Source organism: Fibrisoma montanum (assembly GCF_003583365.1).
GTDB classification, from domain to species: domain Bacteria; phylum Bacteroidota; class Bacteroidia; order Cytophagales; family Spirosomataceae; genus Fibrisoma; species Fibrisoma montanum.
Genome location: NZ_QXED01000003.1, coordinates 187,998 through 214,803, shown reverse-complemented (window position 1 = coordinate 214,803; position 26,806 = coordinate 187,998). Strand labels below are relative to the sequence as shown.

At 52.2% G+C, this 26,806-nt stretch carries 19 protein-coding genes; 3 read left to right on the top strand and 16 right to left on the bottom strand.

Annotated elements, in window-relative coordinates; all coding sequences use genetic code 11:
• Positions 1–89: 89 nt before the first annotated feature.
• The 8 genes from rplT to DYU11_RS10765 form a co-directional block, all read right to left on the bottom strand.
• Complete coding sequence (gene rplT / locus DYU11_RS10800; protein ID WP_119667693.1) at positions 90–434, bottom strand: 50S ribosomal protein L20; 345 nt, start codon at positions 432–434, stop codon at positions 90–92.
• 109 nt (positions 435–543) lie between these two features.
• On the bottom strand, positions 544–738 hold the full coding sequence (rpmI, locus tag DYU11_RS10795) for a 50S ribosomal protein L35 (protein ID WP_009281994.1): 195 nt from the start codon (positions 736–738) through the stop codon (positions 544–546).
• Between the two features lie 148 nt (positions 739–886).
• Entirely contained in the window at positions 887–1,441 is a 555-nt protein-coding gene (gene infC / locus DYU11_RS10790) for a translation initiation factor IF-3 (RefSeq protein WP_119667692.1), read from the bottom strand.
• Positions 1,442–1,724: 283 nt separating this feature from the next.
• Complete coding sequence (thrS, locus tag DYU11_RS10785) at positions 1,725–3,686, bottom strand: threonine--tRNA ligase (protein WP_119667691.1); 1,962 nt, start codon at positions 3,684–3,686, stop codon at positions 1,725–1,727.
• A 138-nt stretch (positions 3,687–3,824) separates the two neighbouring features.
• On the bottom strand, positions 3,825–5,036 hold the full coding sequence (locus DYU11_RS10780; protein ID WP_119667690.1) for a tetratricopeptide repeat protein: 1,212 nt from the start codon (positions 5,034–5,036) through the stop codon (positions 3,825–3,827).
• A gap of 86 nt (positions 5,037–5,122) precedes the next feature.
• On the bottom strand, positions 5,123–6,004 hold the full coding sequence (locus DYU11_RS10775; RefSeq protein WP_119668294.1) for a class I SAM-dependent methyltransferase: 882 nt from the start codon (positions 6,002–6,004) through the stop codon (positions 5,123–5,125).
• 137 nt (positions 6,005–6,141) lie between these two features.
• The gene (locus DYU11_RS10770; RefSeq protein ID WP_119668293.1) at positions 6,142–6,549 is read right to left on the bottom strand and encodes an EVE domain-containing protein; all 408 of its coding nucleotides are present in this window, start codon (positions 6,547–6,549) and stop codon (positions 6,142–6,144) included.
• A gap of 88 nt (positions 6,550–6,637) precedes the next feature.
• A complete protein-coding gene (locus DYU11_RS10765) occupies positions 6,638–7,213 on the bottom strand; it encodes a DinB family protein (RefSeq protein WP_119668292.1) in 576 nt (191 codons plus the stop codon).
• A 474-nt stretch (positions 7,214–7,687) separates the two neighbouring features.
• On the opposite strand from DYU11_RS10765, the gene DYU11_RS10760 reads away from it, so the two are divergent.
• Positions 7,688–8,233: an RNA polymerase sigma factor gene (locus tag DYU11_RS10760; RefSeq protein WP_119667689.1), complete on the top strand. Its 546-nt coding sequence runs from the start codon at positions 7,688–7,690 to the stop codon at positions 8,231–8,233.
• 81 nt (positions 8,234–8,314) lie between these two features.
• On the opposite strand, the gene DYU11_RS10755 is transcribed toward DYU11_RS10760, so the two are convergent.
• The 3 genes from DYU11_RS10755 to DYU11_RS10745 all read right to left on the bottom strand — a co-directional run bounded on the left by DYU11_RS10755 (position 8,315) and on the right by DYU11_RS10745 (position 13,873).
• Entirely contained in the window at positions 8,315–8,926 is a 612-nt protein-coding gene (locus tag DYU11_RS10755; RefSeq protein WP_119667688.1) for a CAP domain-containing protein, read from the bottom strand.
• A gap of 814 nt (positions 8,927–9,740) precedes the next feature.
• Positions 9,741–13,328 carry a DUF4132 domain-containing protein gene (locus DYU11_RS10750; protein ID WP_119667687.1) on the bottom strand — a complete coding sequence of 1,196 codons (3,588 nt, stop codon included), beginning with the start codon at positions 13,326–13,328 and terminating at the stop codon, positions 9,741–9,743.
• Positions 13,329–13,330: 2 nt separating this feature from the next.
• The gene (locus DYU11_RS10745) at positions 13,331–13,873 is read right to left on the bottom strand and encodes a hypothetical protein (protein ID WP_147367917.1); all 543 of its coding nucleotides are present in this window, start codon (positions 13,871–13,873) and stop codon (positions 13,331–13,333) included.
• 245 nt (positions 13,874–14,118) lie between these two features.
• Here DYU11_RS10745 and DYU11_RS10740 point away from each other — a divergent pair, with 245 nt between their 5' ends.
• Together DYU11_RS10740 and DYU11_RS10735 are read left to right on the top strand one after the other, a co-directional pair.
• Positions 14,119–15,771, top strand: a complete 1,653-nt coding sequence (locus DYU11_RS10740) for a carboxylesterase/lipase family protein (RefSeq protein WP_119667685.1) — start codon at positions 14,119–14,121, stop codon at positions 15,769–15,771.
• 113 nt (positions 15,772–15,884) lie between these two features.
• The gene (locus tag DYU11_RS10735) at positions 15,885–16,772 is read left to right on the top strand and encodes a dienelactone hydrolase family protein (protein WP_119667684.1); all 888 of its coding nucleotides are present in this window, start codon (positions 15,885–15,887) and stop codon (positions 16,770–16,772) included.
• Positions 16,773–17,092: 320 nt separating this feature from the next.
• On the opposite strand, the gene DYU11_RS10730 is transcribed toward DYU11_RS10735, so the two are convergent.
• The 5 genes from DYU11_RS10730 to DYU11_RS10705 all read right to left on the bottom strand — a co-directional run bounded on the left by DYU11_RS10730 (position 17,093) and on the right by DYU11_RS10705 (position 26,646).
• A complete protein-coding gene (locus DYU11_RS10730; protein WP_119667683.1) occupies positions 17,093–18,661 on the bottom strand; it encodes a glycoside hydrolase family 43 protein in 1,569 nt (522 codons plus the stop codon).
• Between the two features lie 413 nt (positions 18,662–19,074).
• Positions 19,075–21,390 (bottom strand): TonB-dependent receptor, encoded by a 2,316-nt coding sequence (locus DYU11_RS10720; RefSeq protein WP_119667681.1) that lies wholly within the window; start codon positions 21,388–21,390, stop codon positions 19,075–19,077.
• A gap of 392 nt (positions 21,391–21,782) precedes the next feature.
• On the bottom strand, positions 21,783–22,988 hold the full coding sequence (locus DYU11_RS10715) for an ROK family transcriptional regulator (RefSeq protein WP_119667680.1): 1,206 nt from the start codon (positions 22,986–22,988) through the stop codon (positions 21,783–21,785).
• 209 nt (positions 22,989–23,197) lie between these two features.
• Positions 23,198–23,917, bottom strand: a complete 720-nt coding sequence (locus DYU11_RS10710) for a SanA/YdcF family protein (RefSeq protein WP_199736706.1) — start codon at positions 23,915–23,917, stop codon at positions 23,198–23,200.
• A gap of 14 nt (positions 23,918–23,931) precedes the next feature.
• The gene (locus tag DYU11_RS10705) at positions 23,932–26,646 is read right to left on the bottom strand and encodes a DNA gyrase/topoisomerase IV subunit A (protein WP_119667679.1); all 2,715 of its coding nucleotides are present in this window, start codon (positions 26,644–26,646) and stop codon (positions 23,932–23,934) included.
• Positions 26,647–26,806: the final 160 nt, after the last annotated feature.

The following is a 26,806-nucleotide window of genomic DNA, read 5'->3' as shown; positions in this document are numbered from 1 at the left end:
AAAGGGAGGAAGGAGGCCAGGGCAAAAAGAACCGGTGACCGATCCTTTCTCCTTTCCTCCCTACTCCCTTCCTGCTTAAAAATTCCTGTTTACTTTACCTGCTCAACAACGGCTTTAAAAGCCTCGGGGTGGTTCATGGCCAGATCAGCCAGTACCTTACGGTTCAGTTGAACCCCGGATTTATTGATGGCACCCATCAGCACCGAATACGATACGCCGTTTTCGCGGGCACCGGCGTTGATCCGCTGAATCCAGAGCGACCGGAAATCCCGCTTCTTCTGGCGACGATCCCGGTACGAGTATCCTAATCCTTTCTCGACGGCATTCTTGGCAACCGTCCAGACGTTTTTACGCCGACCGAAGTATCCTTTGGCCAGCTTCATTACTTTTTTCCGACGTGCCCGTGAGGCTACGTGATTGACGGAACGTGGCATTGTATAATAAGTTTGTTTTTTGACGACTGGCGACCCGGTATCGGATGCTTATGGGCCAGTAATCGGGTGAAACATGAAACCAGACGCAACTGCGTCTTTTGTTGACGAACTAAACGTTCAGCAGCGCCTTGATCCGGGTCTCGTTGGTCGAATCGACCAGGGTCGAATGGGTCAGATTGCGCTTCTGCTTGGTTGACTTTTTCGTCAGGATGTGACTGTGGAAGGCGTGCTTCCGCTTAATTTTCCCGGTGCCGGTCAGCTTAAAACGCTTCTTGGCCGCGGAATTGGTTTTTACTTTAGGCATTGTTTTGAACCGTTTCGCGATGTAAAAAGTAAACAGGCCGCAAAGATAAGAAAAAAGGAGGAAAGGAGAAAGGGAGGAGCGGGAGAAAAGACACCACCCGCGTCCTTTTCTTCCTTTCCACCCTTTCTCCTTTCCTCCTCCTAAATCATTATTTCTTGATCACTACTTTCGGGGCCAGGAACATGCTCATACGCTTCCCTTCCAGTTTCGGCTCAGCTTCGACTTTGCCGTATTCTTCCAGTCCTTTGGCAAAGCGGTCCAGCAGTTGAAAGCCACGGTCTTTGAACACAATGGCCCGGCCAACAAACTGCACATAGGCTTTCACCTTAGCGCCTTCTTTGAGGAAGTTAATGGCGTGTTTGAGCTTGAACTCGAAATCATGGTCGTCCGTGTTTGGACCGAACCGGATTTCTTTAATAACAACCTTCTGGGCGTTCGCCTTAATTTCTTTCTGCTTTTTCTTCTGCTCGTATTTGAACTTTGAGTAGTCCACAATCCGGCAGACGGGCGGGCTGGCATTGGGCGAAATCTCGACCAAATCCAGCGACTGGGCTTTTGCCATCGCCCGGGCCTTATCTATTTCGTAAATTCCCTGCTCTACGTTTTCTCCGACCACCCGTACCTGACGGGCCTGGATTCGTTCATTAATTCGATAAGGTTCTTCAACCTCCCGGCGGGGTGGTCTACGTTGGGGTAATGCCATACAGTGTGTTTAGTGTAACAAAAACAAAATTGCAGTGATAACGTCGGGAGTTTGTAAAAGTTTCCGGTAAACTAAAAAATTCCCTGATACAGCGCAATACAAGCGGGTTTAAATTAATGAAATGTCAATTGCCAGTGTTTGCCGGTTGCTACCGATTCCTTCATCGGCGAAAACCAGCGGAATTGGCGGCTATTGAGTTCAGAAGCGGTTTGAGTTCGCCCTAGCCGGGAAACGCAACGCGCTTTACGGCCAGGGCGATTCACTCAAACAGCTTCTTCTGTACTTACAGCTTCACTTCCTGCTGAAACAGGGCTACAAACGCATCGACGCTCATGCTGCCCAGGTCGCCCCCCTGCCCGGTTGCGGCCCCGCCTTTCCGGCGTACCGAAATCGTTCCGTCAGCCTGCTCCTTCTCGCCGACGATGAGCATATACGGCACTTTATTCACTTCGGCATCCCGGATCTTCCGGCCAATTTTCTCGTCGCGCAAATCGACAAACCCCCGGATGTCGTGCTCCTGCAAGGCGAAGAACAGGTCGTTCGCGTAGTCTTCGTATTTCTCCGAAATCGGCAGGATCGCAATCTGATCCGGCGACAGCCACAGCGGGAAGTTCCCGGCCGTGTTTTCGATCAGAATGGCGATGAACCGCTCCATCGATCCGAAAGGAGCGCGGTGGATCATCACCGGCCGGTGCTTCTGGTTATCAGCCCCGACGTATTCCAGTTCAAACCGGTTCGGCAGGTTATAGTCCACCTGGATCGTACCCAGCTGCCATTTCCGGCCGAGGGCGTCGCGTACCATGAAGTCGAGTTTCGGGCCATAGAAAGCCGCTTCGCCCAGTTCCATAACCGTAGTCAGGCCCTTTTCGGCAGCCGCTTCGATAATGGCCGACTCAGCCCGCTCCCACAACTCGTCTGATCCGATGTATTTTTCGCGGTTTTCGGGGTCGCGTAACGATACCTGAGCGCTGTAATCATTGAAGCCGAGCGACTTGAATACGTAGAGCACCAGGTCAATCACTTTCATGAACTCGTCCTTTACCTGGTCGGGGCGGCAGAAAATGTGCGCGTCGTCCTGCGTAAAGCCCCGTACCCGCGTTAGGCCGTGCAGCTCTCCCGACTGTTCGTAGCGGTACACCGTACCGAATTCGGCCAGCCGCAGCGGCAGGTCGCGGTACGACCGGGGCTTGGTCTTATAAATCTCGCAGTGGTGCGGGCAGTTCATCGGCTTCAGCAGGAACTCTTCATCCTCGTCGGGGGTATGAATCGGCTGGAACGAATCCTTACCGTATTTCTCCCAGTGCCCCGAGGTTACGTACAGCTGCTTGCTGCCGATATGGGGCGTCACCACGGGCTGGTAACCGGCACGAACCTGGGCCCGGCGCAGGAAGTTTTCCAGCCGCTCACGCACCAGCGCTCCTTTGGGTAACCACAGCGGTAAACCCTGACCTACCTTCTCCGAAAAAGCAAACAGGTCGAGTTCCTTGCCCAGCTTGCGGTGATCCCGCTTTTTGGCTTCCTCCAGCAGGTGCAGGTAGTCGTCGAGTTCTTTCTGCTTCGGGAACGTAACGGCGTAGATGCGGGTCAGCATCTTGTTCTTTTCGTCCCCGCGCCAGTAGGCCCCCGCTACGTTCATCAGCCTGGCGGCTTTGATGAAACCGGTATTGGGGATGTGCGGTCCCCGGCACAGGTCCGTAAAGCCGCCCTGGGTGTAAAACGTAATACTGCCGTCTTCGAGGCCCTGCAGCAGATCAATCTTGTACGGATCCCCTTTCTCCTCGAAATACGCAATGGCGTCGGCCTTGCCAACCGGCTTGCGCACGTAGGCGTTTTTCTGCCGGGCCAGTTCGAGCATTTTGTCTTCTACCTTCCTGAAATCGTCCTGCGAAAAATGCTGCCCATTCAGGTCAACATCGTAGTAGAAACCGGTTTCGATGGCGGGACCGATGCCAAACTTTACCCCGGGATACAGGCTTTCGAGGGCTTCGGCCAGCAGGTGGGCCGACGAGTGCCAGAACGTGGCTTTGCCTTCGGGATCGTTCCACGTCAGCAACTGTACCGTTGCATCGGTATCAATCGGACGGGTCGCATCCTGTACGACACCATTCACTTTGGCTGCCAGCACGTTGCGGGCCAGTCCTTCGCTGATTTGGGCGGCAATCTCAAGGCCGGTGCTCCCTTTCGGATACTCCCGAACGCTCCCGTCGGGCAGCGTCACGCGGATCATTACGTCCTGCGCAGTCATGTACTTGGTTGTTATAGTTGGTATCCGCAGCCTACCTACAACTGCAGGCCACTTTGTATGAATATACAGGGCACGAGGCAGAGCGGCTGGTTAGGGAATCATATAAACCGCCCCCCCCACTCGTACAGCCTATATCCTTCAGTTTCCGCCGATGGGTCGCACCGTACGCTGAAGCGAATCGCTTCGGGTCGATAGCCTGGCTTTCGGCTGTATGGTTGAAATCCGGAACCGGCTCGTGTCCAGAACGGGCCGCGATCGCGTAGGTGCCAGTTCCTTTTCCGGCTTGGTTTCCGGCAAAAATAATGAGTTATACGAGTTTTGCACGTACATCCGGCGCTCCGACCGCCCGAGGCCGGCGGCTGCCTGCTGATCAGCGGGGTTGCTCCGGGTCGCTTTTGTGTACGACGCAATCGCGAGTTCGAACTGGCCCATCCGTTCGTGGCAGAAGCCGATGTACGTATCGATTCGCGGGAATTGGGGCCGCAGTTGCTGCACCCGCTGGTAATGCGTCAGGGCGCCGTAGTAATTGCGGTATTTCTGAAAGATCAGCCCAAGCTGAAAAAAGGCCTGATAATAGGTCGGCTGCAGTTGCACCGCACGTTGATAACAGACCGTGGCACTGTCGAGTTCACCGACGACGTGGTAGATCAGCCCGCGGCCGTAGTACAGCCGGGGATTGTCGGGAAAATACGAGATAGCCCGGTTATTATACGCCAGCGCCGAGGGGTGGTCGCCCAGCGACCGGTACACCGCAGCCAGTTGGTTGTAGGTTTCGAGGTAGCGCGGCTTTAGCCTGAGCGATTGCTGGTAATGCGCCAGCGCCTGCGTGGTATCGCCCTGCCGGGCCGCGATCAGCCCATTGAAGAAGTACGCTTCACCTTCAAACGGTGCCATTTGCAGGGCTTTGGCGATGTACAGCCGGGCCTTTCCGAAGTCGTTCTGCTGCTGCAGCAGATCCCCCTGAAGCGTGTACAGTTCGGGGGTATCAACGCCCAGGATTTCGGCCCGCTGCGCACTTTCGAGGGCCTTGGCGGGTTGCTGCAACGCCCGCAGAATCTGCGCCCGCGTCAGGTAGTAAGACCCGACGTTGTCGTTGCGGCTGATGGCCCGGTTGATGTCCTCAAGGGCATCGTTGACCCGCCCCATGGCCAGCAGCAGCACGGCTCGCTTGGCAAAGGCCGAAGCCGGAGAGGTCTGGTTGATCGCCAGCGTCAAGGCCCGCAGCGCAGCGGCCGTCCGGGTACTGTCGCCCGGCGGAGGCAGAGGTGGAATCCGGGCCGTCCGGCGGTTATCGCTGCCACAGGCTGCGAGCACCAGAGCCAGCAGGAAGGTCAGCAGATAAACGCGCATAATTGATTTGATAACGTAATGACTGAGTTGACTGGCCAGTCCGGGGTTTGCTCTATCCCGGCTATGGATACCGTAAACTTACACATTTACACGGAAGCAAACCGAAAAAACACCCCCAGCGGCAGTCGCTTTTGAAAGGAATCGTCCAGATACAGCTCCCCCCATTCGGCATTGGGCACCTGGCCGAACACCTGCCGGATCAGGTTGTCGACGATCAGCGACGAAAACCCCAGCGAGTACAGGTTGATGATGAAAAAGAAATCCGTGCGGTCGAGCAGATCGGCGCAGGCTTTCAGCAGGTCGTTCAGGTGTTCTTCCAGCACCCATTTCTCGCCTTCGGGGCCGCGTCCGTAGGCGGGCGGGTCCAGAATCAGCCCGTTATACGTGTTTCCGCGCCGGACTTCGCGCCGGACGAACTTCAAGGCGTCTTCAACCACCCAGCGGATATTATCCAGACTGCTGTAATCCATATTTTCGCGGGCCCAGCTGATCACCTGCCGAACGGAATCGACGTGCGTAACGTCGGCCCCGGCCTGCCGGGCCGCCAGCGAAGCCGCGCCGGTATAGGCGAACAGGTTCAGCACCCGGGGCCTGTTCACCGGCATCGCCCGGAGTTTGTCGTGGATATACGTCCAGTTGGTGGCCTGCTCGGGAAACAGCCCAACGTGTTTGAACGACGTCAGCGACAATTTGAACCGCAGAGCAAGTTCGCCCTCGCGAAACGACACAAACCAGGGGTCACGCATATCGGGCCGGGTTTGCCAGTCGCCCCGTTCGGGCGACTGCCGGTCGCGCCGGAACGTAGCGTGTGCCTGCCGCGCCCATTCCTGATCCGACAGGGATTTGTCCCAGATCGCCTGGGGCTCGGGCCGGTCCAGAATGTAGGAACCAAACCGCTCCAGTTTCTGAAAATTACCCGAGTCGAGCAGTTCGTACTCTGCCCAGGGCCCGGGGGTAAGCAATTGTATCAATCGATTGTTGGTTTACGGTTCTCGGTTTGTGGTTTATGGTTTGTAGGTAGTGGGTAAGCGAAGGCTGAGTCTGAACCAGAAACGTCAACCCACAAACTACTTAACTACAAACCACTCAACCACAAACTGTAAGCCTATTTTCCCAGTGCCAGGATTAACTCAAACTCGTCGGGGCGGACGGGCATCACCGAGAGCCGGGATTGACGAATCAGGGCCATGTTTTGCAGCAGCGGATCCGCCTTGATCCGGGCCAGGGGAACGGGCCGATCAAAGGCCATCAGCGGCTCAAGTTCGACCACGACCCAGCGAGGATCATCGGGAACGGTCGGATCGGGATAAGCCTCCCGAACGACCTGCGCCAGACCAACCACCGCCATACCGGTCACGCTGTGGTAAAACAGAACCTGATCTCCTGTACGCATGGCCTGCAGGTTATTGCGGGCCTGGTAATTTCGGACCCCGTCCCACACGGCCCGCCCCTGTTCGGTGAAGTGATGCCAGCCGTATGCATCCGGCTCGGATTTTACTAACCAGTAGTTCATAAAAGGAATGAAGGAAGGCATTGGTGTCTAACTGACGGTTTGTGATCCGATTCAATCAGGCACCAATGCCTTCCTTCAATCATGAGTATCAATAATAATCGTCGTGTTCGAAACCGTCGCCGTATTGCGGGCCGAATTCGTCGCCTTCGCTATCCTGAAAATGGGAGCCGGCGCCTTTGAAAGTCAGCGCTTTTTTGAGGATCATGATCTGGCCGGTATGGTACAGGTCATGGTTGACGATGCCGTGCAGCATGTCATAATACGTATAGTCGCGGCCGGGAACAATATCTTCCAGAAACTCGTCGTCGTCGCGTTTATCCAGTTCATTAATCAGTTCTTCCTGGCTCAGACTCAGCTCCATCTGTAAAGCCTCCCACTCGAAATCATCGATCTTATCGGGAAACGAACCGAAGTTTTTTTCAGGAGTCGTGATGTCGAACGTAGCGTCGCCCTGCATTTTTTTCACGCAGAAGATCCGCCAGCTCGTCATGTGGAAAACCAGTTCAGCGATGGAATGCGTATTCGGTGTAATTCGTCGGCCGGCCATATCGGGCGTAACGCCCCGCAGCACCTCAACAACCGATGGGCCATGCCAGGCTTCTTCGCTCTCGTAGGTTGTATTTAATAAATCAATGATTCGTATCAGTTCGTCGTTAGGCACCATATCGTATTGAAACAGCCGAATTGTCAATAGTAGAAAAAAGCCGGTCCGGTTTCGCAGCGTAAAGCTTCGAGCGTTCTGGCAAGATTAATGAAATCATTCCCCATTTCCCAGGCACTCCCGTGATCGGGTAATGGCGAACAAAGGTACGTTATTAATCAACGTTCGCGAAACATAAACAGCCGCAAAAACAGGGTTCCGGCCACCCGGCCGAGCGATCCACTGTTTACTTATACTACCAGAAAAAAAATTCTCACCCGGGCTGACAACCATTAGCTTGCAGATTTGTAACCCATAGTATACTTTAGCTGTCACGTTTGATGAATTGACCGCCCTTAGTTCAAACCGGTCTGGTTTCCAGCTGTGTCGGACAAGATCCTGAACCTCCACCGTATCCGCTCAACGAACGTAACAACTTCGGTACTGCCTGACTGTCAAAACTTTGACAAACGTTAACTAACCTAATTACTGAGCTGAATGTCTAGTCCACAGGTCAAAGACGAAGAATTAATTCGTTTGTACCTTAACACCCAGAAGAGCGATTATTTCGAAACCCTCTACAACCGGTACGTCAACAAGGTCTACCGGCGGTGTTTGTCGCTGACAAAGGATGCTACGCAGGCGGAAGACTTCACCCACGACATTTTTCTGCGGGTATTCGGTAACCTGGGGCGTTTTCAGGAGAAATCGACTTTCTCAACCTGGCTGTACTCGATTTCCTACAACTACTGCATGGATCAGTTGCGCCAGGCCAACCGGACGACAACCATCGCGCTCGACCAGGAACATGATCATCTGGCCGACGCCGAAGTCGATCCGGTTCATGGGCAACTACAGCAACTGGCGTATGTGCTGACTGGTATTTCAGCCGAGGAAACACAGTTGCTGCGACTACGATACGAGGAGGAACTTGACATCCGGACCATTGCCCAACGGCTTGATCTCAATGAAAGCACGGTAAAAATGCGGCTGAAACGGACGCGCGACAAACTCCGGCGGATGTATGAACAACAGTCCGTATAGCCCTATCTTTCCGACTACCTACGCCAACGCCCCGACATCATCGGGGCGTTGGCATATATAAATAAGAAGGTCCGGTACGGTTTACCGTTTGGTGCCGAAATCAGTAACCCAGTAGTGCTTATACGTACTCGTCGTTGAGTAGCCGTACCCGATACCAATCTCTTTAAAATTTGCGCTCATGATATTGGCGCAGTGACCCGGCGATTTCAGCCAGCCGTCAACCACCGCCCGGGGAGTTGTGTATCCGGCCGCAATGTTTTCGCCGGCGGCCCGCCAGACGTACCCCTCACGCGTCATACGATCCCAGGGGCGCGACCCATCCCGGCCGGTGTGACTGAAGTAATTGTAGGTCGCCATATCAACAGCGTGCTTGTCCGACGCGGCATTGAGCTGCGCGTTCAGCGTCAGGGACGGCACAGCCGGATACGTAGTTGAACCACACTGGCAGGGCTTGGAGCGGGCCTGGTTGATGTACTGCAACACCTCCTGCTGCTGGGCAGTCGTTGCGTTGGCGGTGCGGGCACCCGCACCGGATGGCGCCGGTGCTGCGGTGGCAGGTTCCGCAGTCGCTTCGGTATAGACGGACGACGTTACGGGTGCCGGCTGCGGGGTCGACAGGTCCTGCGAGTTTTGGGTACAGGCCACAGCCAGGCTCATCAGGGATACTACGGACACCAGAATTGATTTGTTCATAGACTAACGTAATCGTATAGTTGGAAGGCTACAATATAAACTCTATATATTCAGAACACCAAATTACGTATCGTTATTTCACCTAAAGAACATTTGGGAAAACTTGCGCCAGACACAACACTTATTATATCAAAAGCCTCAGTACTCCGCTACAAATCAGTATTTGTGCACTTCAGATTACCTCCAATTTAAGACCGACTACTGTCAATGTGTACGCTGTTAGTTGGGTACAAAGCGAACATCTCGATGAAACGCTGTTGCTTCGCCCGGGCTTTGTCGGTATATATTGTATATCATCCAGCTTGATAGCCAATGTAGTAAAGCTAGAGCTCATCCCATCACTTACTGCTTGGTTTTGGAACTATGCTCTGGCGGCAAAGCATCTCCACCAGTCTCGATACTCAGTATTTACGGAAATCCAGCACCAGATATGAGAGCAGCAGAACTACACTCACCACTGACCAGTTACCGACGAAATGGCCTTTACACCAGTGCACCTAAACTCATCGTGGGCAAGTCCGACTCCCAACTAGTGCAGAGAAACACCTTGTCAGCTAAGCCCGCAAGTACCTCACCTACAAAATCAACATTGTCGCGTCCTCTACTTCGAGCACCCAAATTACTTTAGCCGTTTCTTAAAAAAATATAGTACTTTCGCTCGTAAAAGTTTCGGACGCAATTGAGTAGCAATTGTAAAACACAAGTATCATATAAGATAGTTAAAGAGTTGCATATTTGATCCCCTAGTACCACTCTTTTAACTCAACTTTCTTACAATTGCGACGCCCCAACCCATTAGCTACCGCAGTATATTTTAAGTTAACTGGCTTTTGATAGATTCGTCTTTGATTGATGAGTCATTGTAAAGGAATAAAGTTTTAGCTATAATAATTGTCAACGTGGGATCATCTTCAATAGGTAACTGAATCTTACTGCTGGGTTTAGCATTCTGAGACGGTAACAGATTTATGTGCTTGCCGCTGTCTTTTATTTGAGCAAACCCGCTACCCAAATTAATTCGGTATGCATTTAACTTCCCGTTGAAGCATAAATAATTTCCCTGAAAACTAACATTCTGTAAACCCAGTTCCGGCAGAAGCCAAGTCAGAATTTGCTGCCTAATTTTCCCTGATGCATTTTCTGAAAATAATCCAGATTGATAAGAAATCCGATAAGCTCCTAAATCTGACCGGCTACCAGAAAGTACTGAATCATCAGCAATGCTTGTTGATGCAATAAATAAGTCAATATCACGGCATAATTCGGATAATGCTGTTGGTGGTAAATCACGAATTTGCACTTGGTTCCATGCAGACCTTGATTCATCCAGTTTAACTGTATTACCTCTAGTAAATACAAGCTCTTTTGTTGGAATATAAAGGTCATTTCGATCATAGTCGCAAATTAGGTGAGCCGTTATATCTAGTGCTTTAACGTAACGACGCGGCCAGCTTGCACCTTCATGAACATAAGTAAAGGTCCAACCTAAATTATTAGCTATTGCCATTAATTTGTTCACCTGTAGAAAATGGCCGCTAAACCGCATTGTGCTCACCAAATTCGCTTCTGTCTCTGAAAAAGGATAAAATTCACGAAAGGCCTGTCGTTCAGGCTGTAGTATTTCACGCTGCCAAAAGAGTTGTTGCCATTGCTGGATAGTCTGTCGGTCACTCAATAAAGGGTGCCACAATAACACTATGTCATCATCCTGTAGTGCAACCGGCTCTCCGCTTAGGCTGAAAAGCCCAGCGTCTTCAATGACAAAATCCTGTTGTGTTGTCTGATTGCGCCAGATCATATGAGTTATTACCGGACGAACAAGTGGATGAGAATAAAGATACGTTTTCCAATCAGCCCCTTTCCATCGACGATCGTTAAGCCAATATGTCCGTAATCGCTTTTGAATGTCACTGAGTACTCCATGTACCTGTTTGACTTCTGCATCAATTTCGCGTAGGTCAAGCTTAAGTTTAGGAGTAGTTTTTAATTTTTTTCCCGACAGATCGTACCACTCCTTGTATAGTTTCATACCACGAACTGATAGCTCCAAGCGATAATCCTCCAAAAAAATAGTTTTTCTGCTTTGAGCAGAAAAACTATAAACAGGAATTGACTGATCGCTTAGCAACTCTTCGTCTACGTTTGAATTTGCAATAAAGAGAGCAATTGCTTTTTCTATCTGAACAGTAAATCGGTTATACCGTGACTTTGTCTTCATAAGACACAATACTCCAAACGCGGCTAGTTTACCAGAACGGGCAAGGCTATCAAGACCCAGATTTCCTAAGGAAGTACAACGGGGGCCGATACCGCTAATTTTAGTGTATGCCTCCTCGACGATCATTCGTACAATCTGCAACGAGTTTTCGGTGGTGTAATGAACACATAGCCAGATAAATGCCTTGATTGTGTTTCGATTTACGTCCAGATACCAAAATTCCTCCTTGCCCGAGTCTGTCATCAGAACACGTAACTCCTGGAAAAATCGTTCCTCGCCGAATTGCGTCACATGGCGTTTAGCTTCGGTCAACCATTTGATTGTTGGAGATTTGGAAGCAGGAGTGCTAATGAGGAAATCCATAATTCTATACCAACTCTCCCTGCTATTTAGACCATTTATGTAGCGCTCCTTGAACCAACCCCAGTTGACATCACTCAGGAACCGATTAGAGTTAGTTGGTTCTACCCGTTGCAAAACCTGCTCTTTAAGTTGATGAAACGGAATTTTATTTTGATTGTCAAAATTAAGTAGAGCATATAGGTCTAATGAAAGCAAATTTGGAAACCGTACTGCCAGATAGGTATTTACAAAATATTGATACTCCGACTCTGCCATGAAAGCCAGTGAGCCAATTGTGTAGGTTTTCCCGTCAGTGTATTGCGTACGTAGTGTTAACTGACGAATCGGAATAATAATCAGCCGGTAGCCGGTCTGTTGTTTTCTTAATACCTGATTAATATCCTGCACCGGGAAGTCAATCTGAACGTCTTCCCCATTTACGTTCATATGAAAGAGCGTTCCCCCATCTTCATTATAAATATTAGGGCGTTTTACATTTGTTAAAGCTGCCGGTATTATTAAACTAAGATCATTTAATAAATTACGGAAATAACTGTGTTTCTTATCATTATTATCTCTCTCGAGTTCATACCATATTAACGTATCAGACTGGCTGTGGATGCGGCATGGATTCAATCGATTTAGAAACAAAGCCTTCAGATCAATATTGTCAATACGGGTGGCTAGTTGGCGTAAAATTTGTATACCCTCAGGCCTACAAATGATCTCCCCATAATATTTTGGCTGAAATAGCATCTGTTCAAACTCATACACTAAATCGTCGGTATACTCCAGCTTATCGGCTATATTTGTAAATAAGGGAATCACTAAATGCTGCATGATAAAGCTATCAACCTTATGTGTAGCTCTAAGAAATGATAGCATCCATTCTCGACGTGGTTGAACTCCCCGTAACAGTTCACTTAAAGCACTTGCCCATATACCTTTAACTTCATCGTGCAGATATTCATAATTCAAAAAATAACTAATTGCAATTAACATCTCTTCCCAATTCTGCCTACTATAGGTAAGAAATGTTTCAAAGTTTTCTATATTATTAGCTTTTAACTTTTTACGTTGTTTCCAATCGGTTCGCAGGAAAATTGGTAATTGTTTAAAAGTTAGAAAATTACTCAGTTGAATGCAAGTTTCAGTGCTCAGTGTCGGTTGATGAGTTTGATTATAGAATTTGACACAAGATTTAAGATGAATATGTTCGTGTGTAAGTAATTCGGACCCAATTCTTAAAAATATATAAGGAGTTCCATGAGCTCTGACATTTTCTAAAAAAATAAGATAATCATTTATATCTAACGGTGTTAGTTCTCTCTTTTCATAAACAAACGATGAAGCGATATTGTACGGAGTACTAATATTTTGGTCTTTTCTAATACAAAGAGCATGATAAGCACGAAGCAACATCCGGCTTAGTTCAACAGAAGAACGCAAGGAAGAATTATTAGGCAGCCCTCTTACTAACGATGTACACGACCGTATTGATTCATAAATCAATGACCTTTCCTCAGAGTAGGATTTCTCCGTAAATAGCTGCTTAAATAGCTGGTCAAAAAAAACCTGATTTTTAGTTTGGTAAGTTAGATATAAAATAGCTGCTAATTGATGATAAGCTGCCTGCAGTGAACTTGAACTGGCAATTCTTTGTCCTAAATAAGATTCTTGTTTCCACGAATTGAATAGTGGCTCATAGAACTTCTGCTCAAAAGTTACAATAGATAACTTTGAATTCGTAAACCAATCTAAAATGAGATCAGAAAATTCTCCAGTGAATATATCTTTATCAGATGAGTTAAGGTTAGCAAATACTTGTTTCAAGGTTTCCATACTTAGTAAGAAAAAAAAGATATAGTTTTAAGGTGGTCTACATCAAAAAAGGCAATTACTGATTGATCTGTTAAATTAACAGGCTGCTGTATATCGTTTACTTTCATTCCATCGATGATCAGTATAACTTTTCCACAATTTATGGCACCAGCAAGTAGATAGCTCAAGCGTTCAACGTCCATGTTATATCTCCATTCGTTGTAAACATGAAGTGCAGTTTGGCGTAGTTCTACCATTTGTTTATCATCGAGATTTGAAAAATTGGTAAACTCTGTTTGCTCAAGTAGCAGTTGAAGAGCATCCCAATTGCTGTTCCCCTTTGTATAATGGGCAAAAAGTGCAATTATCAATTCAAAGCACGAATGAAATTGATACTGCCTGAGTGCAGTTACGTAACGCTTTTTTGCTAGAAGCGTTGAGGGCGTTTTCAGAATAACCATTCTTTGCTGGCAAATGATCTTTTTACGTATAAAGCAGAAGCAGTAAACATACATTGGTTCTTTTGATTGTCCTAACAAGGTTAATGTTAGCTCGTCAAATCGCATCTACCAAACCGATGTCTTGTCAGCTTTATAAAAAATTTACTCCAATTGGAAACAATTCAAACATTAAGCTTGCAAGCTCAATATAACCCGTTCACTTTCAAATATTTATTTAGCTGATTAGAAAAGTGGCCCTATTAATCTGCAGTAGTAAAAACGGGGGAGATATAGCTTTATCAACATACGCATACCTTAAACTGCGTCAGAGGAAGGTAGCGCTTCTTGTCAACCTTAACCATAGTAGTCCGATGAAACCGACGAGACGAAATTTCTTACAATCGCTGGGGGTTGGCGTGGCCGGCCTGGGCGTAGCCCCCGAAGCCTCCGCCCTGCAACCGCCTAAAGTGGCCAAGGCAGCCGCCGACGAGCAAATCCTGTTCGTGGGCGATACCATTGCCATTGCCAACACCGAATACGGTAAAGTCCGGGGGTTTATTCTTCGGGGTATTCATCAGTTTCTGGGCATTCCCTACGGAGCTGATACGTCGGGCAAGAACCGGTTCATGCCCCCGCAGAAACCAGCGCCCTGGACCGATGTCCGGCCTGCGCTCTGGTGGGGCAACTCCGCTCCGCAGATCATGGAAAAACGGTACGCCAATCCGTATGCTGCATTTGTCGATCACTGGAACTACGACGATGTGTCGGAGGACTGCCTGAAACTGAACGTCTGGACACCGGCGCTGGATACCCAGAAACGCCCCGTTGTCGTCTGGCTGCACGGAGGAGGTTTCACCAACGGCAACGGCATTGAGCAGGACGGCTACCACGGCGAAAACCTGACCCGGCTGGGTAACGTGGTGTTCTGCTCGCTCAATCACCGGCTCGGCCCGCTGGGGTACACGCACCTGAAAGCCGCCGGTGGGCATCCGGCATCGGGTAACGTCGGGAATCTGGACATGGTAGCGGCTCTCGAATGGGTGAAGAACAACATTGCCAATTTTGGTGGCGACCCCAACAACGTAACCATCATCGGTCAGTCGGGTGGCGGGGCCAAAGTAACGACTCTGATGAACATGCCCTCGGCAAAAGGCCTGTTCCACAAAGCGGTGGCCCTGAGCGGCAGTTCGCTGGCCGGATCCAACAGGGAGTACGCCGAAAAACTGGGAATGAAGGTCATGGAAGAAGCCGGCCTGAAGCCCGGCGAGATCGACAAACTTCAGCAGATTCCGTGGCGGCAGTACATCGACATTGCTAATCGGGCCGCTGAGAAAATGGCCGACGAAGCCAAACGGATGAACATCCAGCGCGGAGGGTTCTCGCCCGTGGGCGATGGCGCTACGCTGGCCGATGGCCCCTTTTTCAGCGATCCAAGCCATTTCTCGGCCAACATACCGCTGCTGATCTGCTCTACCTTCCACGAACAAAGCCCCAGCCGGACGGATGCGGCTCTGGAAACCATTTCGCTGGCCGAAGTCAAAGAGAAAGTGAAGCCTCGTTTTGGGGATAAAGCCGGCGACATCGTGGATGCCTACGCAAAAGCGTTCCCGAAGGCCCGCCCGATCGAGATCTGGTCGCTGGTCGTTTCGAACCGCAAGAACGCCGTGGCAGCCGCCGACGCCAAAGCCGCGCAGCAGAAAGCCCCCGTGTACGTAGCGTGGTTCGGCTGGCAGCCGCCCCTGTTCGATGGCCGGATGCGGGCTTTCCACTGCGACGACATTTGTTTCTGGTTTTACAACACCGATCTGATGCTGACCCACACGGGCGGTGGCAAACGCCCCCGGGCGCTGTCGGAAAAGATGGCCCGCTCGTTTATCAACTTCGCCCGAACGGGCAATCCGAACGGCGGTGGTTTGCCCACCTGGAAACCCTATTCCAGCCAGAACGGCGAAACGATGGTACTGGACGACACCCCGGTGCTGATGAACGACCCTGATCGTGAAGCCCGGAAGGCCCTGGCTTAATCGCCGAATCAGGCTTTGTTTGATTTGATTATCCCGGAAAACAACCGGGGCTTTTCGTTGAGAGTAGCATCCATAACTCATTCGATCCAACCCAATACGTACCGCAGACGACCATGTCTCAAATCAAGAAAGAGGACCTCAAGCAGGAAGTGTTTGACCTCTATGATGACTACGCCCACAACCGCATCGACCGGCGTGACTTCACCCAAAAGCTGTCGGCCTACGCCGTGGGCGGCATTACAGTGGCTTCCCTGATGAGTTTTCTCATGCCCGATTACAAGGGGCAGATTCAGGTCAAAGCCGATGATCCTCGTCTGAAATCAGACTACGTTACGTACCCATCGCCCAAAGGGGGCGGCTCGATCAAGGCCCTGCTGTCGAAGCCGGTCAATACCCAGAAACCGTTGGGCGGGATCATTGTCGTGCATGAGAACCGGGGCCTGAATCCGCACATTGAGGATGTAGGCCGACGGGCGGCTCTGGCCGGGTTTATCTCCATTGCGCCGGATGCCCTGACGCCCCTGGGTGGTTATCCCGGCACCGACGACGCCGGTCGTGAACTGCAAAGCAAACGCAACCGCGACGAGATGCTGGAGGACTTCATAGCGGCTTTCGACTACCTGAAAGGCAACAAAGACTGCAACGGCAAAATTGGGGTCGTCGGTTTTTGTTTTGGTGGGTGGATTGCCAACATGATGGCGGTCCGCATCCCGAATCTGGCGGCCTCGGTTCCATTTTATGGCGGCCAGCCGGCGGCCCAGGACGTAGCCAGCATCAAAGCCCCCCTGCTGTTGCACTACGCAGCCCTCGACACACGCGTGAACGAAGGCTGGCCGGCCTATGAAGCGGCACTAAAAGCCAACAACAAGGCGTACACGGCTCACATGTATCCGAACGCCAACCACGGTTTTCATAATGACACCACCCCGCGGTATGACAAAGCAGCCGCCGAACTGGCCTGGAACCGTACCGTCGATTTTTTCAAAGCGAATCTTTCGTAACAGATCAATACTATTTGCTGTATCACGCTCTAAAGCGTGCTGAAAATCACTTACTGACACAGAAAAGCCGCCCCTCCAGGACGGCTTTTCTGTATTGGTGGGTGTCCTGATGTACTCACATTGCAGAGCTGTACACTAGCTGCATGCTTATTCTAAAGCACGTAAAGCGGTAACGGGTTGGGGATTACGTTGTAACCTACGCTTGCTAATGTACCGTCACTGGGTTACAGGCATCAATGTAGTCGGGTACGTTCTGAAACCAGAATCGATACGTGTACCTATGGTGCTCTGAGCTAAGACAACAGGACTTACCACCCCACTCAGGACTCGTCGTAGCGAAGAGTCAGGGTACGAATCCGACTACTCCCCTGGTCTTTACCGCTCAGACCAATTCCGATCCGGGGAGCCCGGTCCCAGCGGGGCAGAAAAGAGCCATCCAGCGGAGCATCCGTCAGCGGGACATACGTACCTTCCCGGGTGCGCCACCCGAACTCGTAATCCCGGCCGCCCTGACACCGTATTTGTAGGGTAACCGAAGGACTATTGTTCGCTACCGGCTGCGTTTTCAGCACCTGACGCGTTCCCCCTTTGATCTGCCAGAGTTCAACCCCGCCCGGCCGAATCCCGATGCCCAGCTGATTTTGCGCATCACCGTATAAACACAAGCTTTGAAGCAGGTCCCCCTTGGGTTCGATGGCGGCCGACAGGGTATAGGTCCCTTTTTTGACGACCACTCCCAGGAACGTACCCGCCTGATCTGATCCCTCATTGACCAGTTGCAGTTGCCCCTGCTGAACCCTGTACGCTGGCTTGGGACGACTCACATCCCAGACCCAGGGCACCGGGTTGACCGCCTGGCTAAAATCAGCGGACAGGTTTATCTTCCGTTGCTGCGCTGCCTGAAGCGGTGACTCAGCCCGAATGGGCGTTGAGTGCCCATACCGGAAAGCGGGCCATTGGCTTTTATCATCCCAAATCAGCTCACTCAGCACACCCTGACGACCGGTAAACGTAAAATCGTCGCCGTTGTAGGCATGGTGTAAATAGAAGTAACGCTGATCGGGCGTAACCACTACGGTTCCGTGACCCGGGCATTTCCAGTTTTTATCACCGACCAGCATCGGGTTATTGGCATATTTCTCCCAGGGGCCCTGCAGTTTTTCGGCACGAGCCACACCTACCTGGTAGTTACACTGGGCTCCACAGCAGGCGTTGCCCGAATAGAGCATGTAATAGTAGCGACCTCGTTTGACAATTGCCTGCCCCTCAACTCCCCCCTTTTCCCAATTGGCCTGCTCAGCCTGTATGAGTGAAAACGCCTGTCCCGTAACCTTGAGCCCATCAGCCGATAGTTCAGCGCCCAGGATCTCAATAGCCCGGCCTTTATCCAGCCCGTACGCTTTCCAGGTAATAAAGAGTTGGCCGGCTTCCTCAACGATAAAGGGATCAATCGCTTCGCTTGTCCATTCCAGTAACAAGCCGTGGTCGGTAAACCCCTTCGTCAGGTCGCGGCTCGTAGCCACCCCGATAAACGAACGCTGGTCGGTTTTTCGCCGGGCCGTATAGTACACGTAGTACGTACCATTCCGATAGAAAAGCTCCGGTGCCCAGTAGCTGCCCATCGTCCACGGAGGCAATTCGTTAAACACCGGACCAACATACGTCCAGTTCACCAGGTCTTTTGAGGTATATATGGGATAAGCTGGTCCCCACTCCGAGGACGTACCAACGGCAACATAGCTGTCGCCAACCCGAACGACGGATGGATCAGCAAAATCGCCCGCGATAACCGGATTTGTGTAGGTAACCCCAGGGCCAGGAGATGATTGCGCGAAGGCCTGCGCGGCTATTGAAAAAAAAGTAATAACGACTAGAACAACGTTTCTCATCCGATGATGGCTTGATGATTGAGTAGCTGATACTTGATTTGACAGATGCTTGCCCAAAAGCCGAAGATAGGTACCTACCATGACCGTTCCACCAAAATGTGCAAGTATTCGTATTGATTCCGGTGCGCCCCAGTCCACTAGTTTGGTTTACCATAGAGGATTTGGCCGGACCAGCTGATGCCGCGATTTCTACCGTCGTAAAACCAATCAGGCCATTGCTTTTGAAAAAGCAGCAACCACCCGGCTGGGGTAAAAGCGCTACGGCCTTTTCTTCTCCTGATCGTATAGACGTCGACTGGCTTCAGCTTATCCAGTCGGTCGGTCAACCTTAGGTGGATAGCCTGTTGGATCATTGAGTCGATACTAGCGTTTTTAAGCTATGATCTTCCCCTTTTCAGACATTGACCCGGAAACTACCAGAAGAACGTACAGCTCAGGCGGGCGAAAAACGGCGTTCCGGGTGTAAAGTGAATCTCCTCGACTGGGGCCGCTTCGCCCTGCAAACGGCTTTCGGTGGCAAACTGGGTTTCCTTCCAGCGCGTATCGAACAGGTTTTGCACCGACAGGCTCAGCATGTACTTGCGCCTGCTGTAGTTGACCAGCAGGTCATTCACAAAATACCCCTTCGCTACGATGCTGTTGTCTTCGTTGGCGGGTCGGTCGGCGATGTAGCGGTACCGTAGCGACCCACTCCACGGACCCGCGTTTTGCAGTGACAACCCGCCCACGGATGTAAACACCGGCGCCAGGGGCAGATACGCCTGGCCGGCTTCCGCTCCGATAGCCCGGGGCCGGGCGGTGTTGAGGTCGAGGTCGGCGTACAGGTGGCGGGTAAGCTGGTACCGTGCCGATACGTCAATACCCATCCGGCGCGAGCGACCACTGGGTTCCACCAAGCCCTCATCCCCGACGTAGACAAACTCCTGCGCCAGCCACAAATACCAGGCAGCCGCGTTGATGAGCAGTTTCGGAAACGGCTTGACAATTACGCCCAAATCAGACCCATAAGCTGGCGGCAGCATCTCGCCGGTACGCTGGAGCGGGCCATTCTGCGCCACAACCACCCGCGTATCGTTCGAGTGAAAGCCCCGGCCGGTGTTCAGATACACCTGCAGCCGCGGATTGGCTGTGTAGTACAGGTTCAGCTTGGGCGACAGTATCCCCTGCGTGGTTGAGCGGCCTGTAGCCGGACTTTGGCGTAAATCGGTGTACCGGCTGCGGAAAAAGTCGTACCGGAGGCCCGCGTTGAGCGTAAAGCGGTCGGATAGCTGCACCACCTCATCAGCGTAGAGGGCCGCGTTGAGTTCGTTGATGGTACCGTACTGCACCCGTTCCAGGGTTTCAGTGCGGTTGCGGGTATACGACAACTCGGTGGGCGTTGCGCCGGCACCGGTTAGGTCCTGCCGATACTGCGCCCCGAACGTAGTTGTCCACTGGCTGCGGCCCACCTGCGACTGGATGGCATAGCTCCCGTTGTAGCCAAACAGGTTCCGCCGTTCGCGCTGCCGAATCTGGTCGCCGTTGATGGAATCGCGGAGGAAAAATGTAAAGTTGGAATACAGCTCGAAGTTATAGTTGCTATAGAACAACTGGTTCCTGAGGGTATGCCCGCGGGGCGTCACCGTCACGAGCTGCGCGTTCAGGTTGGTCCGGCTGGCCTCTCCGCCTTCGGTCGGGTCGATGGCCCCGAAAAAGCCAATCAGCCCGTCGGCAACGGCCCGGTCGGGAATCTGGCCCGAGTGGTTCCACTTGCTCCAGAAGGTCGATGCCGTCAGGGTCAGGTGGGTACCGGGCGACAGGTGGCCGTGGTATTTTCCTAACACGTTGACCCGCTTAAAGTGCTGCGGAGCATCGAAGTACGAATCGCTGAACGAATACTCCGACGCTACGTAAGCCGACTGGTCGCCGGTCCGGGCTACGTCATTTTTGTTCCTGCTAAATATGCCATTCGCTCCCAGCAGGTTCAGGCCTGTCACGGCCCGGATGGTGTTGTACTGGCCCACTTCGAGTTTAGCAAAGGAGCGGTCGAGGGCGGTGCGGGTGCGGAAGTTGGCCCAGCCCGCCGTGGTGAAGTTTCCTTTGTCGGTTCGGTACGGTCCTTTCGCGAAATCAACCCCTTCCACTAGTTCGGGAATAACAAAGTGCAGGTCGGCATACCCCTGCCCGTGCGCGTGCGACACCATATTGACCGGCATATCATCGACCGTAAGCCGGATGTCGGTGCCGTGGTCGAGGTCGAAGCCCCGCAGAAAAAGCTGCTCAGCTTTGCCGCCCCCCGCGTGCTGCCCGATGAACAACCCCGGCACGAGCCGCAAGATTTCCTGCGAGTTGGTGATGGGCCGCAGCCGAATGTCGAGACTGCTGATGAGTTGCTGGTCGTGGGCCTTCAGCGCCGATACGGTCACTTCGTTGAGGGCGATGGATGCGGTGGTGAGCCGGGTCTGTACCGTAGTCACCTCGTCGTCCTTCACCTCCACAACAATGGTTTGCGTCTGGTAGCCCACGAACGAAAGCTCGACGCGGTACGGTGCAGGTGGCAGGTTCACAAACCGATACTGACCCAGTTCGTTGGTTACGGTTGCCCGGCCCAGTCCGGTCAGGTGTACGGTTACACCCGGCAGGGGTTGCCCGGTGGCGTCGTTACGTACGGTTCCGGTAATGCCGCCGAGGTGAGCAAACGTGAATGATGCGTTGAGGAAAATGAGTAAGAGCGTTGACAGAAACCGCATAAACGTGAATCCACTGGAGGACCCGGTAATTTCAGGGGGGCAAAACTACTACGAACAGGCGGTAGCCCGCCAGTTTATTTTTGGGTTCACTACCAGTTTACCCCAGCCCGACTAACCAGCAGGATGACTGTGCTGCTACGTATCCGACTGCCGGGTAACGATTGAGCCGTTCCAGATGCGGGGATACCCTCGGCGGCCCCGGGAAAGGCCATCAGGAAAAATGGCTAACGGCTTACATCTGGTAACGTTGATACGTATCTGGTATGGCCCGTCAGATCATGCCTAACCGGTAGTCCTACCGGTATGTTTGGCTTGTCAGCCGGCCGAATCTCGACGACAGGTCAGAAGGTTACCCTACCTAAGAGGTGGGTCGTCAGCCCGGTACCCGCGTATCAGGGAATTAATTCATTCTCCAGCAGTTGCTGCATCACAAACGCCTGCGCTCCGCAGGGCTTGGCCATTTCGCCCAGTTGCGACAGTGCAACGGTCAGGTTATCCCGGTAGTTGGGCAGACAGTACGTGTCGATGGCTTCTTCAATGGGTCGGATGATGGCCCGTTCGGCCTGGGCCAGCACCCCATTGACAATGATCAGCTCGGGATTGAACAAGTGCACGGCAATGGCCAGTCCCCGCCCCAGTTGCCGGCCGGCTTCGTCAAGCAGCTCAATCGCAAAGGCGTCGCCGGCGTTGGCCTCCCCGATAATGGTTTCAATGGTTAAGGCCTCGGACCCGGCAAGCCGCGATACCCGCCCATTTTGTAAACCGGCCTGCGCCCGCCGGATCAGCGCCGGGGCCGATACCTGGGTGTCGAGACACCCTATTTTTCCGCAGTAACAGCGTTCACCGTCCGGGTCTACCTGGATGTGGCCCAGTTCGCCCGCAAAGCCGGCGGTTCCCTGCAGGATGTAGCCGTTAATGATTACGCCCATTCCCACGCCCCAGTCAATCAGCATCGATATGACGTGTTTTCGTCCCTGCGCCAGGCCGAACCGGTGTTCGCCCAGCATAATCGCCTTGGTGTCGTTGATAAAAAAAACCGGCGCGTTAAAGAGGGTTTCCAGCAGTTGGTTCAACGATCCCTCCGGCTGACTGATTTCCGGATACGTATGATTAACGCCCTGAACCGGATTGACAAGACCGGGCAGGGCCGCCCCTACCCCAACCACCACCAGCCGATCGGCCCTGATCTGGTCGGCAAGCGTCTGCAGCGGTGCTTCCAGTTGTTCAACAAAACGAGCGGAATTCGTCAGCTGCAGGGGCAGATCGACGCGGTACCGAACCTTATTCAGAAGATTAAATACGAATAATTTCGTGTCGTGAACGGTACTGTCGACAACCACGATGACGTATTGCTCCGGATTGAGGGCAAACAAAGACGGTTTCCGGCCAAACTGCGCAGCGCCGGTACCGATGCCCCGCACCCAGCCCCCCAGAATCAGTTCGTCAATCAATGCGGTCATGGACGGCACGCTACTGTGAACCAACTTCGCCAGCTGAGCAATCGACTGAGGGCCAGCTTGATACAACTCGTTTAAAACCTGGCGTTTCAGGCGGTATTTCTTGGCGTCAATTACTGAAAAGAGGGCATTATCCTGCATGCATGTAGGGCTTATGTTCGTCGGCAACCGATCCTGGTGATCAGGGTATGTAGGACGCCCAAAAGTTAACAGATCGTTCTTAAAAAAATTTAAAAATATATCTTTTCATCACAATTTTCTTGTGTTGAGCGCTTATTTACTTCTTTTTATTACTATGAGCTAAGAAAATCAACCATATCCACCGCAGACCGAATTGCCCGGCAGAAAAATCAGGGCTGCGCCGGCGACGGTTTCTTCCGCTCCCAGTTCCCTTTTTCCGGTTGCGGGCGAACGATGTGTACGTCGAGGATAGCGTATGGCCGGGCCAGGTACTCGCGGATCAACGTCCTGAGCGAATAACCATCGGGGACATCCTGGGCGGCAAACGCTACGGCTTCAATTCCTTCGTGGTTGCCGATATAGAGCGCCCGGGCGTTATGAAAATTCTGGGAGATGATGGTGATCTTTTGCTGGTTGAATACCTCCCGACAGCGAACCACCGAATCGAACGTACGGTAGCCGGCGTAGTCGAGCAGCATAACGGTTTCGGGAACGCCCAGCTTCAGCAGCGCCCGTTTCATATCCACGGGCTCGTTGTAATACTCAGAATCATTATTGCCGCTCAGGATCAGGTATTTCACTTTGCCTTCCTTAAACAGGCGGGCGGTAGCCTCCATCCGGTAGCGAAAAAACAGATTTTCCTTACCACTCCTGACAAACTTGCTGGTACCCAGAACCAGCCCTACGTCGTTGGACGGCAACCGATCAATATTGAAGTAGATTTGATCCCGGGTGCTGTAGACCACCCACCAATTGCAGATCAGTACGGTTGTGACACCAACAAAGCCAAGGACGATGCCGCCCTTGACCAGTCGTTTCACCGCACGCACCCACGTCATCTCGTGGTGTTTATCTCCGCTGTAGTCGGTGGTATACAACGTCGGGTTCATTAATGGTACGAAAGTTACGAAAATAAGCCTAACTGAATTGACTCCTTTTCCATCGGTTCGTCAGTATCGGTTACTTCCTCCGGTAAGACCGTTTCGAGCGGTGTACCGTTGGCATGGCCGGATTTTATATCCGTCGGTACTGCAGGTACCGGTTTGGGAGCCAGCAGCTTAACATCTTTAAGTTTAGCAAACGGCAGCTTGTTACCCAGCGCTTTCCACCCCCGGACCTCAATGAAGCCTTCGGGCTCCAGCACCATCTTCTCAACCGGTCCGCGCTCCTTCACCTGGTGCACAATCTCGATGCGTGGATACCGGTCGGCCGTTACCGCCAGCAGCCGCGACCCTTTGGTGTCGCCGATGAAGCTGAACTTCTTGTCCAGCGAGGTCGTCTCGATCTTGAACCGCTTAACGTACCACGACTTCTGGTTGGCTTCGTAGTAGATCGCCGACAGCACCGTTTCCGGATCGAACTTCGTCAGGATGGTAATATCGCCCGGTTCGTAGCGGTTGGTCAGGTCGAAATTCGTCAGTTCGTACTCCCCGTTGGTATATACCACCAGAATACTGTCCCGGGCATCAAAATTACCCAGCAAACGGCCCCGCTCGTCGCGGTTCAGGCGACCCAGGTGATCGTCGTACCAGATATCCACTCCGCCGAGGGTCGACGTACCGGCCGATTTCTGCGTAATCTTCCGCACGGGGTACTTCGTCAGGATATTGCCCTGCGCCGACCGGTTTTTGATGCCGACCGTCGCAAAATCAAAGTCAAACTGCTTTACTTTCGCCGAACTCTGTGCCGTCAGATTGACGGTAATCACTTCCGCTTCGCCGTTATCGTTCGCGCTGAAGTACAATACCTTCGACTTTGGGTTTCCCATCGTGAGATCGTATTCCCGGTCGCGGGTCACCCCCGTCACCGGAAACCGTTTGATCATCGAGATCCCCGACTTGCCATCCAGGTACACCAGGTTATAAATCTTCCGCTCGTCATTCTTCTTAAAGACCGATACGTACAGAATATCCTTACCAACGAAAACTTTCTCCTGAATTTTCGTCACCATGCACTTGCCATCACGCCGGAAGACAATGATATCATCGATATCGGAACAATCGCTGACGTATTCGTCTTTTTTCAGCCCATAGCCGATGAAACCACCTTCCCGGTCGACGTACAGTTTCTGGTTGGCAGCGGCCACCACGCTCGCAGCGATGGTGTTGAACGCCCGAATCTCGGTTTTTCGCTCGCGGCCCTTGCCGTATTTCTTCTGCAGGTCGCGAAAATAGCCGATCGCATAACGGGTAATGTTCGCCAGGTTGTCTTCAGTTTCGGCCAGTTCCTGCTCCAGTTTCCGCATCAGCTCCTCCGCCTTGAAGCCGTCGTACTTCGAAATCCGCTTGATCTTGATCTCGGTCAGCCGGATCAGGTCATCTTCGGTGATGTCGCGGTAAAACAGCTTCTTGAACGGCTTCAGCGCCTTATCGATTGTCTGCAGTACGGCGTCGAACGTTTCGCACTCCTCAATCTTGCGGTAAATCCGGTTCTCGATGAAAATCTTTTCGAGCGAGCTGTACAGCAGCCGCTCCATGAGTTCACTACGCCGGATTTCCAGTTCGCGTTGCAACAACTGTACCGTTTGGTGCGTGTTGACGCGAAGAATATCCGTAACGCTGACGAAATGGGGCTTATCGCCGATGATTACGCAGGCGTTGGGCGAAATCGACACTTCGCAGTCGGTGAAGGCGTAGAGCGCGTCAATGGACACGTCCGGCGAAACGCCCGGCTGCAGGTGTACCAGAATCTCAACGTCCCTGGCCGTATTGTCGACCACGGCGGCTACGTTCTTGGCCGGCGACTTGATCCGGATCTTGCCCAGTTCAGCCGCCTTGACAATCGAATCGATCAGCTGCGAGGTGGTCACCCCAAACGGTACGTCGCGAATGGCCAGGGTTTTCTTATCGACCTCTTCGATGCGCGCCCGGACCCGGATTTTACCGCCCCGGTGGCCGTCGTTGTAGTTCGTTACGTCCACCAGGCCACCCGTCTGGAAGTCGGGAAACAACTGCACAGGCTTATCCTTCAGGATCTGAACGGAAGCCTCGATGAGCTCGTTGAAATTATGCGGGAGAATTTTAGTCGATAAGCCAACGGCGATGCCTTCTACGCCCTGCGCCAGCAGGAGCGGAAACTTGACCGGCAGGGTTACCGGCTCGCGCTTCCGGCCATCGTACGACAACTGCCACTCGGTGGTTTTGTCGTTGAACAGCGTGTCGTGTGCAAACTTCGACAGCCGTACTTCAATATAACGCGGTGCCGCGGCTCCGTCGCCGGTACGGACATCGCCCCAACTCCCCTGGGTATCAAAAAGAAGTTCTTTCTGGCCGATGTTTACCAGAGCCTCGCCGATGGACGCGTCGCCGTGGGGGTGGTACTGCATCGTCTGCCCGATCACGTTGGCCACCTTATTAAAGCGGCCATCGTCCATCTCTTTCATGGCGTGCAGAATCCGGCGCTGCACCGGCTTCAGCCCATCTTCGACGGCCGGAACGGCCCGTTCGAGAATAACGTACGATGCGTAATCGAGAAAGTAATTTTCGTACAGACCCGACACGACGGTCTGGTCATGGAGGACTTCGTTTGTGGTATCAGTTATAACGGGTTGATCAGTGCCGGCATCGTCGGATGACGACAGGCCGTCTTCAATCGGTTCCTGCTGTTCTTCGTTCATCATGTACTATTACGGAACTATTACAGTTGACAAAAAGGCGGGATTAGCCACGGGCCGTCAAACCCTATGACTCCTTAAAGATACAAAAAAATAGCGATAATCGTGCACTACGGGCTGTTTTTCCCCAAACATACCCTAATACAAGTATAGCACACCCATCTCC

Excerpts from the sequence above, each read along its gene's own strand:
- rplT (WP_119667693.1), bottom strand. The coding sequence starts at position 434 with ATGCCACGTTCCGTCAATCACGTAGCCTCACGGGCACGTCGGAAAAAA.
- rpmI (WP_009281994.1), bottom strand. The coding sequence starts at position 738 with ATGCCTAAAGTAAAAACCAATTCCGCGGCCAAGAAGCGTTTTAAGCTG.
- infC (WP_119667692.1), bottom strand. The coding sequence starts at position 1,441 with ATGGCATTACCCCAACGTAGACCACCCCGCCGGGAGGTTGAAGAACCT.
- thrS (WP_119667691.1), bottom strand. The coding sequence starts at position 3,686 with ATGACTGCGCAGGACGTAATGATCCGCGTGACGCTGCCCGACGGGAGC.
- DYU11_RS10780 (WP_119667690.1), bottom strand. The coding sequence starts at position 5,036 with ATGCGCGTTTATCTGCTGACCTTCCTGCTGGCTCTGGTGCTCGCAGCC.
- DYU11_RS10770 (WP_119668293.1), bottom strand. The coding sequence starts at position 6,549 with ATGAACTACTGGTTAGTAAAATCCGAGCCGGATGCATACGGCTGGCAT.
- DYU11_RS10765 (WP_119668292.1), bottom strand. The coding sequence starts at position 7,213 with ATGGTGCCTAACGACGAACTGATACGAATCATTGATTTATTAAATACA.
- DYU11_RS10760 (WP_119667689.1), top strand. The coding sequence starts at position 7,688 with ATGTCTAGTCCACAGGTCAAAGACGAAGAATTAATTCGTTTGTACCTT.
- DYU11_RS10755 (WP_119667688.1), bottom strand. The coding sequence starts at position 8,926 with ATGAACAAATCAATTCTGGTGTCCGTAGTATCCCTGATGAGCCTGGCT.
- DYU11_RS10750 (WP_119667687.1), bottom strand. The coding sequence starts at position 13,328 with ATGGAAACCTTGAAACAAGTATTTGCTAACCTTAACTCATCTGATAAA.
- DYU11_RS10745 (WP_147367917.1), bottom strand. The coding sequence starts at position 13,873 with ATGCGATTTGACGAGCTAACATTAACCTTGTTAGGACAATCAAAAGAA.
- DYU11_RS10740 (WP_119667685.1), top strand. The coding sequence starts at position 14,119 with ATGAAACCGACGAGACGAAATTTCTTACAATCGCTGGGGGTTGGCGTG.
- DYU11_RS10735 (WP_119667684.1), top strand. The coding sequence starts at position 15,885 with ATGTCTCAAATCAAGAAAGAGGACCTCAAGCAGGAAGTGTTTGACCTC.
- DYU11_RS10730 (WP_119667683.1), bottom strand. The coding sequence starts at position 18,661 with ATGAGAAACGTTGTTCTAGTCGTTATTACTTTTTTTTCAATAGCCGCG.
- DYU11_RS10720 (WP_119667681.1), bottom strand. The coding sequence starts at position 21,390 with ATGCGGTTTCTGTCAACGCTCTTACTCATTTTCCTCAACGCATCATTC.
- DYU11_RS10715 (WP_119667680.1), bottom strand. The coding sequence starts at position 22,988 with ATGCAGGATAATGCCCTCTTTTCAGTAATTGACGCCAAGAAATACCGC.
- DYU11_RS10710 (WP_199736706.1), bottom strand. The coding sequence starts at position 23,917 with ATGAACCCGACGTTGTATACCACCGACTACAGCGGAGATAAACACCAC.
- DYU11_RS10705 (WP_119667679.1), bottom strand. The coding sequence starts at position 26,646 with ATGATGAACGAAGAACAGCAGGAACCGATTGAAGACGGCCTGTCGTCA.